This window comes from Amycolatopsis mediterranei (genome assembly GCF_026017845.1).
GTDB lineage: Bacteria > Actinomycetota > Actinomycetes > Mycobacteriales > Pseudonocardiaceae > Amycolatopsis > Amycolatopsis mediterranei.
This window is the reverse complement of the sequence record NZ_CP100416.1, coordinates 2,581,592-2,595,111: the sequence shown is the minus strand read 5'-3', so window position 1 is coordinate 2,595,111 and position 13,520 is coordinate 2,581,592. Positions and strand designations below refer to the sequence as shown.

At 73.7% G+C, this 13,520-nt stretch carries 9 protein-coding genes; 5 read left to right on the top strand and 4 right to left on the bottom strand.

Going from position 1 to position 13,520, the window contains the following annotated elements:
* Positions 1–269: 269 nt before the first annotated feature.
* The 5 genes from pdxA to def all read left to right on the top strand — a co-directional run bounded on the left by pdxA (position 270) and on the right by def (position 9,123).
* Positions 270–1,298 (top strand): 4-hydroxythreonine-4-phosphate dehydrogenase PdxA, encoded by a 1,029-nt coding sequence (gene pdxA / locus ISP_RS12425; RefSeq protein WP_013224213.1) that lies wholly within the window; start codon positions 270–272, stop codon positions 1,296–1,298.
* Positions 1,295–2,635 (top strand): MFS transporter, encoded by a 1,341-nt coding sequence (locus ISP_RS12420; RefSeq protein ID WP_013224212.1) that lies wholly within the window; start codon positions 1,295–1,297, stop codon positions 2,633–2,635. The genes pdxA and ISP_RS12420 overlap by 4 nt, the downstream gene beginning before the upstream one ends.
* Positions 2,607–3,395, top strand: coding sequence for a DeoR/GlpR family DNA-binding transcription regulator (locus tag ISP_RS12415; RefSeq protein WP_013224211.1), 789 nt, complete (start codon positions 2,607–2,609; stop codon positions 3,393–3,395). The genes ISP_RS12420 and ISP_RS12415 overlap by 29 nt, the downstream gene beginning before the upstream one ends.
* Positions 3,388–8,058, top strand: coding sequence for a DEAD/DEAH box helicase (locus ISP_RS12410; protein WP_176742098.1), 4,671 nt, complete (start codon positions 3,388–3,390; stop codon positions 8,056–8,058). The genes ISP_RS12415 and ISP_RS12410 overlap by 8 nt, the downstream gene beginning before the upstream one ends.
* A 564-nt stretch (positions 8,059–8,622) precedes the next feature.
* Complete coding sequence (gene def / locus ISP_RS12405) at positions 8,623–9,123, top strand: peptide deformylase (protein ID WP_013224209.1); 501 nt, start codon at positions 8,623–8,625, stop codon at positions 9,121–9,123.
* A 2-nt stretch (positions 9,124–9,125) separates the two neighbouring features.
* Here def and ISP_RS12400 read toward each other — a convergent pair whose 3' ends face one another.
* The 4 genes from ISP_RS12400 to ISP_RS48265 all read right to left on the bottom strand — a co-directional run bounded on the left by ISP_RS12400 (position 9,126) and on the right by ISP_RS48265 (position 13,175).
* Positions 9,126–10,205 (bottom strand): GNAT family N-acetyltransferase, encoded by a 1,080-nt coding sequence (locus tag ISP_RS12400; RefSeq protein WP_378251213.1) that lies wholly within the window; start codon positions 10,203–10,205, stop codon positions 9,126–9,128.
* A gap of 192 nt (positions 10,206–10,397) precedes the next feature.
* Positions 10,398–11,129, bottom strand: a complete 732-nt coding sequence (locus ISP_RS12395; RefSeq protein WP_013224207.1) for a VOC family protein — start codon at positions 11,127–11,129, stop codon at positions 10,398–10,400.
* 59 nt (positions 11,130–11,188) lie between these two features.
* Positions 11,189–11,956 carry a maleylpyruvate isomerase family mycothiol-dependent enzyme gene (locus tag ISP_RS12390; protein WP_013224206.1) on the bottom strand — a complete coding sequence of 256 codons (768 nt, stop codon included), beginning with the start codon at positions 11,954–11,956 and terminating at the stop codon, positions 11,189–11,191.
* Positions 11,946–13,175 (bottom strand): SAV_6107 family HEPN domain-containing protein, encoded by a 1,230-nt coding sequence (locus ISP_RS48265; RefSeq protein WP_013224205.1) that lies wholly within the window; start codon positions 13,173–13,175, stop codon positions 11,946–11,948. The genes ISP_RS12390 and ISP_RS48265 overlap by 11 nt, the downstream gene beginning before the upstream one ends.
* Positions 13,176–13,520 lie beyond the last annotated feature (345 nt).

The following is a 13,520-nucleotide window of genomic DNA, read 5'->3' as shown; positions in this document are numbered from 1 at the left end:
CCGGTGATCGACACTGGTAGAGAACCTGGGTACCCGGCACGCCTCGCCACCACACGCCGCGCAGGTCGTACGGGAGACCATTCCGGCCCGTCGAAGCTCACGGTGGTCAATGCCGACCCGCCGCGGCCCGTTCCGGCTGCGGCGGGCGAACTCCCGGCGGCCGGGCACCGTGTGGTGGGCATGCGAGCACGCCTGGGAGAAGCCTCGCTTGTCACAGCCGCCTGCCCGGAACACCTGAACCACCTCCTGGCCACCGGAAGGAATCACCCGTGAGCGACCTCCCCATCCTCGCCGTCACCCTGGGCGACCCCGTGGGCATCGGCCCGGAGATCACCCTGAAGACCCTCGCCGAGCCCGAGGCCCTGCAGATGGCGCACGGGGTGGCGGTAGGCGACGCGATCGTGCTCGAACGCCTGGTCCGGCACCTGGGCCTGCACCTGGAGATCAACCCGATCGCCACGGTCGCCGACGCGCGCTTCACCACCGGCGTGATCGACGTGCTCAACCTCGGCGTGGTCCGGGAGGACCTGCCGTGGGGCGAGGTGAACGCGACCGCGGGCGCCGCGGCGGTGGGGGCGATCGAGGTCGCCACCCGGCTCGCGCTGGCCGGCGAGGTCGACGCGGTGGTGACCGCGCCGATCAACAAGGAAGCCATCTGGGCGGCGGGCTCGCAGCACCTCGGGCACACCGAAATGCTCGGCGAGCTGACCGGGTCGACCCGGTTCAACACGATGTTCTGGGTCTCCGGGCTGAAGATCTTCTTCGCCACCCGGCACCTCTCCCTGCGCGAAGCGATCGACCAGATCACCCGGGAGAACATCGAACACGCGATCCGGGAGGCGTACACCGCGCTGGAGGTCTTCGGCACGGAGAAGCCGAGACTGGCCGTGGCGGCGTTGAACCCGCACGGCGGGGAGAACGGCAAGTTCGGCAACGAGGAGATCATCGCGATCGCCCCGGCGGTCGCCGCCGCACGGGTGGCCGGGCTCGACGTGGTCGGCCCGATCCCCGCGGATTCCGTGTTCCACCAAGGGATCCAGGGCCGGTTCGACGGGGTGCTCTCGCTCTACCACGACCAGGGGCACATCGCGTCGAAGACCTACGACTTCGACGGCACGGTGTCGGTGACGGTCGGCCTGCCTATCCTGCGCACATCGGTCGACCACGGCACGGCGTTCGACATCGCCGGCACCGGCCGGGCCTCGCACGGCACCATGCGGGCGGCGTTCAAGGCCGCGGCCACCCTGGCGCCGTACGCGCGGAAGCTGCCGGCCATCTACCCACCGAGCCTCCGGTGATCCCCCGCCGGCGCTGGGCGTACGTCATCCCGGTCGCGGTGGTCATGTACATGCTGGCCTACCTCGACCGCACGAACGTCGCGGTGATCCTGCCCTACATCGGCGACGACTTCCCGTTGTCGGCCGGCGCGAAGGGGCTGGCGAGCGGCATCTTCTTCGTCGGCTACCTGGTGCTGCAGATCCCCGCGGCGGTGCTGGCGGCGAAGTGGAGCGCCCGCAAGACCGTGCTGATCCTGATGGTCGCCTGGGCGTTCGCGGCGGTGCTGTGCGGCTTGGTGCAGAACGAGACGCAGCTGTACCTGGCCCGGCTGCTGCTCGGGCTGTTCGAGGGCGGGGTGTGGCCCGCGGTGCTGATCCTGCTGGCGTCCTGGTTCCCGCAGGCGGAACGGGCGCGGGCGAACGCGCTGTGGATGACGTGCCTGCCGATTTCGGCGATCCTCATGTCGCCGCTGTCCGGCTTCATGCTCGACCACATGTCCTGGCGCTGGGTGTTCGTCCTGCAGGGATTGCCACCGCTGGTGTGGGCGGCCGTCTGGTGGTTCGCGGTGGCCGACCGGCCGGCACGGGCCCGGTGGATCTCCGCCGCGGAACGCGAGTACCTCGAAACCACCTTGAAGGCCGAAGAAGACGCTAAGCCGGCGTTCGCCAAGCAGGGCTGTGACAACCGAGGCTTCGCCCCGGGCCGGGGGCTTCGCCACCCGGACCCCCGAAAAGCCGGTTACCGGCAGGCGCTGGCGAACCGCCAGGTGCTGCTGCTGGTCGGCATCTACTTCTTCTGGATCACCGGCTTCTACGGCTTCTCCCTGTGGCTGCCGTCGGTGGTGAAGACGATGACCGGCGGCTCGGCGACCGCCGTCGGCTTCCTGTCGGCCGTGCCGTACGTGCTGGCGCTGGCCGGAATGATCGCGTGCGGACACTGGTCCGACCGCACCGGCAACCGGCGGCTCGCGGTCACGGTGCCCCTGCTCGTCGCGATCGGCGGGCTGCTGCTGGGCAACCTCGGGCACTGGCCGGCGGCCGTGCAGCTGGGGCTGCTCTGCGTCGTGGCGCCCGGCGTCTACATGCCGTACGGGCCGTTCTGGGCCATCCCCAGCCGGGTGCTCGGCATCGAAGTGGTCGCCGTGGCGATGGGCCTGATCAACGCGCTGGGCAACCTCGGCGGGTTCGCCGGTCCCTACCTGGTCGGCTGGCTGACCGACGTCACCGGCACCGCGGCCACCGGGTTCGTCGTCTTGGCCGCGTTCCTCGCCGTGGCCGCCGGGCTGGCGTTCTTCGGGCTGAAACCCGTGACTGTGGAAGGCTCGGCGCATGCCCCAGCCGCGACCAGGCACCCGTGACCGGCGCGCGATGCTCCTGGAGGCCGTCCGCGACGGCTCCGGCGGCATCGCGGAACTGGCCGAAGAGTTCGGCGTCTCCGAGTCGACGATCCGCCGCGATCTCGCGTCGCTCGCCGGCGCCGGGCACGTCGTCCGCACCTACGGCGGCGCGCTCGACACCGAGCGCAGTCCCCTCGAGAAGGACCGGGAGCACGCGGCGGCCAAGGACGCCATCGCCCGGGAAGCCGCCGCGCTCGTCCGGGACGGTGAGGTGGTGCTGCTCGACGCCGGCACGACCACCGGCAGGCTCGCCCGTCACCTCGCCCACCGCGAGGGGCTGACCGTGGTGACCAACGGCGTCACGGCGATCCGCGAGCTCGCGGGCTTCTCCGGGATCGACCTGATCGTCCTCGGCGGCCGGCTGCGGCACCCCGACGAGGCGATCCTCGGCGAGAGCGTGCTGGCGCAGCTGCGGCACATTTCACCCGACCGGGTGTTTCTGGGCGCCGACGGCGTCGTGGCCGGGCGCGGGCTGTGCTGTCCGTCACTGGAACAGTCGGTGGTCAAGCACGCGATGCTCCACGCGGGCGCGGAGGCCTACGTGCTGGCCGACCACTCCAAGCTGGACCAGGCCCCTTTTTCCTACTGGACGCCGCTGGACCGCGAGTACCGGCTGATCACCGACGAGCCGCGGGTGGACGTCGTGTTCCCGCAGTTCGCCCAGAGCGTGATCCTGGCCGGCGGACCCGAAACTGTCGGTGGTGCCGCGCATCATGAATGACGTGGCAGCTGACGTTCTCGACCTCTTCTCCCCCGCGACCCGCGACTGGTTCGCGGGAGCCTTCGCCGCGCCCACCGCGGCGCAGGAAGGGGCCTGGCGGGCCGCGCACGCGGGTGAGCACGCCCTCGTCGTCGCGCCCACCGGGTCCGGCAAGACGCTGTCCGCGTTCCTCTGGGCGCTGGACCGGCTCTCGGTGGAGCCGCCACCGGCGGAAGCGACGAAACGCTGCCGGATCCTCTACGTCTCGCCGCTGAAGGCCCTGGCGGTCGACGTCCAGCGGAACCTGCGGGCCCCGCTCGCCGGCATCTCGCAGGCCAGCCGCCGGCTCGGGCTGCCGGTGCCCGGGATCGAAGTGGGCATGCGCACCGGCGACACCACCGCGGCCGAGCGCCGCGCGTTCGGCAAGACCCCGCCGGACGTGCTGGTGACCACGCCGGAGTCGCTGTTCCTCATCCTCACGTCGTCGGCGCGGGAGTCGCTGCGCGGCGTGGAGACCGTGATCGTCGACGAAGTGCACGCGGTCGCCGGCGGCAAGCGCGGCGCGCACCTCGCGCTCTCGCTGGAGCGGCTGGACGCGCTGCTGCCGAAGCCGGCGCAGCGGATCGGCCTGTCGGCGACGGTCCGCCCGGTCGACGAGGTGAGCGCGTTCCTGGCCGGCGGCCGTCCGGTGCGCGTGGTCCAGCCGAAGCTGGCGAAGACCATCGAGGTCCGTGTCGAGGTCCCGGTGGAGGACATGAGCAACCTCGACGCGCCGCGCAGCGGGCCGGCGCCGAGCCCGCTCGACGCGTTGGAATCACTGGAGTCGCTGACCGAGGCGTTTCCGCCAGGAGAGATCGCGCCGGGTGGTCTGGGCACGCTGGAGGAGATGGCCGGCAACCCCGTGCAGCGGCCGTCGATCTGGCCGGCGGTCGAGGAGCGGGTGCTGAGCCTGATCCGCGCGCACCGCTCGACCATCGTCTTCGCCAACTCGCGCCGGCTCACCGAGCGGCTCACCGCCCGGCTCAACGAGCTGGCCGCCGAGCAGACCGAGCTCACCCCGGCCGACGCGTTCCCGGCGGAAGCCGTCGGGCAGTCCGGCGTGAGCACCGGCGCGGCGCCGGTGATCGCCCGGGCCCACCACGGATCGATGTCGCGGGAGCAGCGCACGCACGTGGAAGAGGCGCTCAAGTCCGGGCAGCTGCCGTGCGTGGTGGCGACGTCGTCACTGGAGCTGGGCATCGACATGGGCGCGGTCGACCTCGTGGTGCAGATCGAGGCACCGCCGACGGTGGCGTCCGGGCTGCAGCGGGTCGGCCGGGCGGGGCACCAGGTCGGCGCGGTGTCGTCCGGGGTGATGTTCCCGAAGTTCCGCGGTGACCTCGTCTCCTGCGCGGTGGTTGCGGAACGGATGGCGAGCGGGGCGATCGAAGCCGTCCGCTACCCGCGCAACCCCCTGGACGTGCTGGCGCAGCACGTCGTCGCCATGGTGGCGCTGGAACCGTGGACGGTGGCGGACCTGGCGTCGCTGGTCCGGCGAGCGGCCCCCTTCGCGGCGCTGCCGGACGACGCCCTGCACGCGGTGCTCGACATGCTCGCGGGCCGCTACCCGAGCGAGGAGTTCGGCGAGCTGCGGGCACGGATCACCTGGGACCGCATCGGCGGCGAGCTGCGCGGGCGGCCCGGCTCGCAGCGCCTGGCCGTTACGTCGGGCGGCACCATCCCCGACCGTGGCCTGTTCACCGTCATGACCCCGGGCGCGGACGACAAACCCGGTTCGCGCGTCGGCGAGTTCGACGAGGAGATGGTGTACGAGTCGCGCGTCGGCGACACCATCCTGCTCGGCACGTCGTCGTGGCGGATCACCGACATCACACACGACCGGGTCATCGTGGTGCCGGCGCCGGGCGAGCCGGCGCGGATGCCGTTCTGGAAGGGCGACGCGCCGGGCCGCCCGCTGGAACTCGGCCGGGCGCTGGGAAAGTTCGTCCGTGAACTGTCCACTTCGGACGACGTGAAGGCGCGCGAGCGGGCCGAGGCGGCCGGGCTGGACGAGCGGGCGTGCGACAACCTCCTCGCCTACCTGGCCGAGCAGAAGGCCGCGACCCGGCACGTCCCGAACGACCGGACGATCCTGCTGGAGCGCTACCGCGACGAGCTCGGCGACTGGCGGATCGTCGTGCACTCGCCGTTCGGCGCGCAGGTGAACGCGCCGTGGGCGCTCGCGATCGCCGCGCGGCTGCGGGAAAACCGCGGGGTGGACGCGCAGGTGGCGCACTCCGACGACGGCATCGTCCTACGGTTGCCGGACGCGCTGGACGCCGACGGCGGCGAGGTGACCATCGGCGCGGACGACGTGCTGCTCGACCCCGAGGAGGTCGAGCAGCTGATCGTCGCCGAGGTCGGCGGCTCGGCCGTGTTCGCGGCGCGGTTCCGGGAGTGCGCGGCGCGGTCGTTGCTGCTGCCCCGCCGGGACCCGCGACGCCGGACTCCGCTGTGGCAGCAACGGCAACGCGCGTCGCAGCTGCTGTCGGTCGCGGCGAAGTACGAGCGGTTCCCGGTCGTACTGGAGGCGATGCGGGAAGTCCTGCAGGACGTCTACGACGTCAGCGGCCTGCGCGAGCTGATGGCCGACGTCCGGTCCCGCAAGGTCCGGCTGGTGGAGGTCGAAACGCCGGCCGCGTCGCCGTTCGCGCGCAGCCTGCTCTTCGGCTACATCGGGATGTTCCTGTACGAGACCGACGCACCGCTGGCCGAGCGGCGGGCGGCGGCGCTGTCGCTGGATTCGGCGCTGCTGGCCGAGCTCCTGGGCACCGAGGCGATCCGGGAGCTGCTGGATCCCGAAGCCGTCGCCGAAGTGGAACGATCGCTGCAGCGGCTCGACCCCGACCGTCACGCGCGCTCGGCCGAGGACGCCGCCGACCTCCTGCGGTTCATCGGCGACCTGACCGTCGAGGAGGCCGCGGAGCGGGGGATCCAGGCCGAGTGGCTCACCGAACTCGAAGCGGCGCGGCGGGCGATCCGCGTGCGGATCGGCGGTTCGGAACGGTTCCTGGCGATCGAGGACGCCGGCCGGGTACGTGACGCGCTGGGCACCGCGCTGCCGGTGGGCGTGCCCGAGGCGTTCACCGAACCGGTGGCGGACCCGCTCGCGGACCTGCTTTCGCGCTACGCCCGGGGCCGGGGCCCGTTCGCCGCGGTGGACGCGGCCGCGCGGTTCGGGCTCGGCACCGCGGTCGTCACCGGGGTGCTCGACCGGATGACCGGGGAAGGCCGCCTGGTGCGCGGCGAGCTGAGCCCGGTCGGGCACCCGGAAACCCACGGCGTCGGGGTCGAGTACTGCGATTCGGCCGTGCTGCGGCGGCTGCGGCGGGCGTCGCTGGCGAAGCTGCGAGCCGAAGTCGAGCCGGTCGAACCGGCGGCGCTGGGCCGGTTCCTGCCCGCGTGGCACGGGTTCGGCGGCCGTGTCCGGGCCGCCCCGACGGCGGACGACGTGCTGTCGGTGGTGGAGCAGCTCGCCGGGGCACCGTTGCCGGCGAGCGCGGTGGAGTCGCTGGTCCTGCCCGGACGGCTGCCGGGCTACTCCCCCGCGCTGCTCGACGAGCTGACGACCGCGGGCGAGGTCACGTGGGCGGGCTGCGGCGCGCTCTCCGGCGGCGACGGCTGGATCGCCCTGGCCCCGACCGATGTGGCCGACCTGCTGCTGCCCGAAGTCGTCGAGGACATCCCGACCGGCCCGCTGCACGACGCCATCGTGTCCACTTTGGAGGGTGGCGCGCTGTTCTTCCGCCAGTTGGTGGACCGCGCGACGGTGCTGGTGGACAAGGCGCCGAACGACGCCGAAGTCGTGGCGGCGCTGTGGGACCTGGTCTGGGCGGGCCTGGTCACGGGCGACACGCTGGGGCCGTTGCGGGCCCAGGTCGCCGGGCACGGCGCCCACAAGCCCCGTCGCCAGGCCCCCCGCGGCCGGTACGCACGGCTGCGGGCGGGGCGGCCACAGATGCCCTCGCGATCCGGACCGCCGACGGTCGCGGGCCGGTGGGCGCTGACCCCGCCCCGCGAAACCGACGCGACCCGCCGGGCGCACGCGCGGACCGAGGCGTTCCTGGAGCGCCACGGCGTCCTGACCCGCGGCGCGCTCGACACCGAGCGCGTCACGGGCGGGTTCTCCGGCATCTACAAGGTTCTCCGGGGCATGGAGGACACGGGCCAGGTGATCCGCGGGTACGTGGTGGAGGGCCTCGGAGCGGCCCAGTTCGCGGCGAAGGGCGCGGTCGACCGCTTGCGCGCCCTCTCAGGCCCGGGCCGCCCGGCACCGGGCCGGCCGGTGGTCTTGGCCGCGGCGGACCCGGCCCAGCCGTACGGGGCAGCGCTCCCCTGGCCGGCGGCAACGGGCGACACGAAGCACCGCCCCGCCCGCAAGGCCGGCGCACTGGCAGTCCTGGTCGACGGGGTCCCGGCCCTGTACGTGGAGAGAGGAGGCCGATCCCTGCTGAGTTTCACGGAGGAGCGCCCGGCGCTGGCAGAGGCAGCCCAGGCACTGTCGGCAGCGGTCCGCGAGGGCTGGCTGGGCCAGTTGTCGGTCCAACGCGCGGACGGCGAGCAAGCACTGACCTCGGAGCTGGCGGAGATCCTGCAGGAGGCCGGCTTCCGAGCCACCCCCTCCGGCCTGCGGCTACGGGCCTGAGGCCGCGGCACGGGAATGCCTTCCCGGCGGGGCGCGGTCCGGCCAAGGGCCGGACGTGTTCATCGGCCGGCTCGGTCGCGGCCTCACGGTCCACGACCACCCGGGCCGCCGGGGCCGCTGGGCCCGCCGGCCGAGGCAAGGGTTGCCGGCCGAGGCAGGGTCGCCAGTTGCGGAGTCGGGTCGCCAGCCGCAGGGGCCGCCAGCCGCGGGGCTCGGCGCAGCCGTGAGCTGGGACCGCCCGCAGCGGGCTCGGTACGCCAGTCGCAAGTCTGGCCTGCCGGCTGCAAGCCCGGTCCGCCGGCTGTGGGGCAGGTCGCCAGCCGGAGGCGCGCGGGTCGCCGGCGCGGGGCAGTTCGCCCGCACCTGCCGTCCTGCCGCCGGAAACGATCCCGCTGCGCGGCAATCCAGCCATGCCGTCCGGCGTCGGCCATCCGCCTACCAGGGCCGATTCGCCGTCGCGCCGCTTCGTCCGTCGCCGGGTGGGCCGGGTCGGTGATTCCGGCGCGATCGTCTTCCTCGCTGGCCTAAGCTGCCAGTCCGACACGCACGAAGGATGTTCTGCTCATGGCGATGCGCGAACTGCGCTATTTCGGGGACCCGATCCTCAAGTCCGTCTGCGACCCGGTCACCGTGTTCGACGAGAAGCTCGAGGCGCTCGTGCGGGACCTGGTCGACTCCGTCAAGCCCGCCGGGCGGGCGGGGCTGGCCGCGCCGCAGATCGGGGTGGGACTTCGCGTCTTCAGCTATGACGTCGCCGGGCTGACCGGGTATGTCGTCAATCCCGAGATCGTCGAGCTTTCCGAGGAAACGCACGAGATCAACGAAGGTTGCCTGTCGGTGCCGGAGCTGTGGTTCCCCACTCGGCGGGCGATGCACGCGAAGGTCCGCGGCGTCGACGTCCACAACGAACCCATCGAGGTCGAAGGCGAAGACGTGCTGGCCCAATGCCTGCAGCACGAAACCGATCACCTCGACGGCGTTCTCTACCTCGACCGGCTCACCGCCGAGCGCAAGAAGTCCGCCCTGCGCGAAGCGCGGGACAAAGACTGGTTCTGGAAGCGCTGAGCTCAGGCCGGCAGGAACATCCTCAGCCGCGCGCCGTCCTCGATGCTGTGTTCCGTGCGCAGGCCGGCTCGGGCCGCCGTGCGGGGAAGGACATCGTCGCCCGCCAGGCAGTCCGCGGACAGCTCCGTGATGCCCTGGGCCTCCGCCAGCACCGCGAGCCGCTTCAGGAGGGCCGTGCCGATTCCCTGGCGCTGCCAGTCGTCCTCCACCAGGAGGGAGATCTCGGCGCCGCCCGAATTCATCGGGATGAGCTGGGCCAGGCCGATCACCTCGCGGCCGAAGACGGCGAGCACGCTCGTGCCGCGCGGCGGCACCAGCAGCCGGTGCAGGCGGCGGCGCGGGACCGTCCGCACTCCCGTGTGGTAGCGCCGGAACAGCGTGGCCATCGAGCAGCGGCGGTGCAGCTCGGCCACCGCGTCGGCGTCGCCGGGGACGCCCTTGCGCAGGACGATCGCCGCGCCGTCCGGGCGGTCGAGGACCACCGGGCCGGCCGCGTTCCGGGCCGCCGCCGCGAGCAGGGTCACCAGCGCTTCGGCGCGGGTCAGCTCCAGTTGCACGAACGGCGCCCACTGACGGCGCGCCACCAGCGCACTGCCGTCGGGCAGCGCGAACACGGCCCGGTGCCCGCTCTCCGTGCGCGCCGGGTTCGCTTCGACGGCGGGGACGAGCGTGACGACGTCCGCGGCCAGGACGTCCTTCAGCACGTCGGCGAGACGGGCCGGGTCGTCGACCGCGCGACGGGCCGCGAGCAGCGTCGACGCCGACGGGTCGACCAGCTCGTGGACGTCGGCGTCGATGATCGCCGTGCACTCGCAGCCCTCGGCGCGGATGGCGTCGACCAGGTGCCGCCGGGGCAGGCCGGTCGCGGGGCGCAGCACGATCTCGTCGAGCACGCCGCCCGGCACCGGCAGCACGGACAGGCCGAGGATGTTGCACTCGAGGTCGGCGAGCCGGATGGCGATGCGGGCCAGGGTGCCCGGGTGGTCGTGCATCCGGATCCGCACCCGCCACGCCGACGGCACCGCCGTCTCCTCGGCGGCGACCGTCCGGACCGGCTGGGGCAACGCTCTGGAAGTCTCCATGCCTCCACGGTCCCCCCAGGTTGTTGCCGCTCCAGGACGCCGGTGTTTCGCGCAGATCAGCGTTCGACGCGGCCCGGCAACGCGGCCGAAACACCCGGCCGGACCGCAGCTCGTCACCGGCGCGACCGGCGGCCGGCCGGCCGAAGTGCGCTCCCCGGCGATCCGGCGCCCCTGCCGGCCGAGAGCCCGAGCTCAGCGCGGGGTCAGCACGCAGAACTCGTTGCCCTCCGGGTCGCTCAGCACCCGCCACGGCAGCGCGGGACCGCCCAGGTCCGCCGGCGCCGCACCGGCCGCGATGACCTCCGTGACCACCGCGGCATGGGCCGCGTCCGCCGGGGGCGCGATGTCCAGGTGCACGCGGTTCTTGACCTGCTTGACGTCGTCGTTGCGCAGGAATTCCAGCCACGGTCCTCGACCGGACGGCCCGCGCAGCCCCACCAGGGTGCCGCCTTCGCGGGCCTGGATCGGCCAGCCGGTGAGCCGGGCCCAGAACCCCGCCAGCAGCTCCGGGTCGTGGGCGTCGACCAGGATCGACGCCACCGCGCCGGTGTCCGCGTAGCGCTCGCGGGGTTCGAGGACGCAGAACTCGTTGCCTTCCGGGTCCGCGAGCACCACCCACGGCACGTCGCCCTGCCCGAGGTCGACCCGGCGGCCGCCCAGCTCCAGGGCGCGTGACACCAGCTCGGCTTGGTGCGCCCGGGTGGTGCTCGCCAGGTCCAGGTGGATGCGGTTCTTGACCTCCTTGGGTTCGAGAACCGGCACGAAAACGAGATCCAGGTCCCAGCCGTCGCTCTCCGGGGCGCGGACGTCGACCTCGCCGTCTTCCTCGACGGCGACGTGCCAGCCGAGCAGCGCGGCCCAGAAGCCCGCCAGGGCCTCCGGGCGCGCCGCGTCGATCACCAGGTTCACCAGGCGCGTGGTCATGCGCGGCAGGCTAACCGCCACCTCCGACAAATTCCGGTTCGGCTTCCCCACCGGCCGGGTCATCGGGTCGCGAGCCGCAGCAGCGCCCAGAGCTGGGCCGCCTGGTCGTGCACGCCGCGCACGGTCACCGAGGTCAGGGACGCGCGGCCCCAGAGCCACAGGTAGATCTGCGCGGGTCCGGCCGTGACGACGTCGTCCGCGGCCTCGGCCTCCTCTGCCGAACAGCGCCAGGCCTCCGTGGTGAGGGGTCCGGCCCGCGCGATCCAGCTGTGCGCGCCGGTCCGCACCCCGACCGAGCCCGCCTTCGTGCCGGTCAGGCCGAGCATCGGCAGCTTCTGCCCGAACCACAGGGTGAGCACCTCGTCGACGCCGTCGATCGCGACGTCGTCGGGCACGCCGTGCGGCTCCGCACCGGCCGCCTGCTCGACGTCCACCCGGTGGACGACCGTCTCGTGCAGCATCCGCCGGCGCCAGAACCCGTAGGTCCGGTCCGCCGGCCACCAGGTGTCGGCGGGTTCCTCCGGGTCGTGGGCGGCGAGCTCGTCGAGCAGTTCGGTCAGGCCCGTTTCCAGGAAGTCCTGCAGGCTCTGCCCCGGTTCGGGGTCGCGTGGCCAGTCGTCGGGGCTGCGGCCGTCGGTCAGCCGGCGCCGGACCAGCCGGTAGAGGCTCCCGACGTGCCGGGCGACCTCGCCGAGCGACCAGCCGGGGCAGGCGGGCACCGGCGCTTCGGTCGGCGCCGCGTGGACCGCTTCGGCCAGCAGCCTGCCTTCGAGTCCCAACGCCGTGAGCAACCGCCCCTGGTCGACCGGGCCGTGCTCACGCGACATGGGCTTCCCCGGTGATCGGCAGGCCGTGCACGAGACGGCGGACGAGCTCCAGGAACGGCGTGGCGGCCCCCACCAGCCCGGTGGCCGACTCGGCGGTGACCTTCCCGGTGATCCCGGCCTGCGCGGCGGCGCGCGTGGCCGAGTTGCTGGCGAAGAAGGCAGACCACTCCCGCAGCTCGGGGGCGACGGAGTCGAGCAGCACCCAGGTGCTGGCGGGCCGGGCCCGCCCCCGGTGCGGCCGCCCCCGGGCGGCGAGCACGGCGGCGGCACCCCGGAGGGCGGCGAGGTAGGCACCGATGAAGCGTTCGGCGGGCCGCGTTTCCTGCGCGGCCTCGGCGAGCCCGCGCCGCGCCTGCGCGAGCAGCCCGGCGGCGGCCGGAGAAGCGGGAGGGCGCAGGGACATGGGCAGCTGGGACTGGTCAGGGTCGGCCCCGGGCGGCCGCAGGGACAGCTCGGGCGGTCCATCGGCGCCGGCCGGGGTCGGGGTGGGGGCCTCGGGAACCGGCAGCTCGGAGTGACCGGAATCCACCGCCGACGCGACGGGCGGCCCGGACTCCGCCGGGGTGACCGGCTCAGGCCGGCCGGGGTCGACGACCGTATCCGCCGGCGGGGCGGCGGAAGACGCCGCTCCCGACCGCCGGGACGGCCCCGAGGCCGGCAGCTCGAGCTGCCCGGACTCCGCGACCATGGGCGGCTCTGGCCGGCGAGAGCCCGCCGGCCGGGCCTGCTCCGGGATCGCCAGCACCGGAAGCGGCAGCTCGGACTGCCCGGAATCCACCGCGGCACCCACCGGCCGAGACTCCCCCGAAGCCGCAGCAACCGAGGACGAAGAGCGCAGCAGCCCGGAATCCGCCCCGGCACCCACCGACCAGGACTCCCCCGAAGCCGCAGCGACCGACGAAGGCCGCAGCGAACCCGGCAGCCCGGAATCCACCTCGGCGCCCGCCGACCGAGACTCCTCTGAAGCCGCAGCGACCGACGAAGGCCGCAGGTCGGCGTCCGCTTCCCCCGAAGCCGAAGGGCACAGGGCGATCGGCAGCTGAGGCTGCCGGGAGTCCACCGCCGAAGCCGCCGATGTGCGCTGCCGGGGCTCGGCCGGCGCCGACAGGCACTGGCGGGATCGGCCGCGCTGGGGTGCGGCCGGGGCCGGCTGCGGGCGCAGCGACATGGGCAGCTCCGGCTGCCCGGGATCCGTGGGGGACACGACCTTGACGGACATGGCGACCCTCCTCCTGCGCGGGTGAACCCGGCGGGTGTCCGAGGCCGGGACGGCTCCGGGCACCTGGTCGGTGCGCACTCACCTCATGTCGAACGCCTGTTCGAACGATTTCCAGAGTAACCCCGCCCGTGGCGTCCGCTCAACCCCAGGGTGGAATCCCGTGGGACACCAGGTCGGCGGCGTGATCTCATAGGTTCATGAGTTCGCTGGAGCACCCCGCCGTCGCCAAGGTGGCGGGCGGGGGGGGGGGGGGGGGGGGGGGGGGGGGGGGGGGCGCGGGCGGGGGGCCGGCGCGGGGCGCCCGCGCGCCCGCCCCCCGCGCCGGCGGCCCCCCCCCCGCCCCCC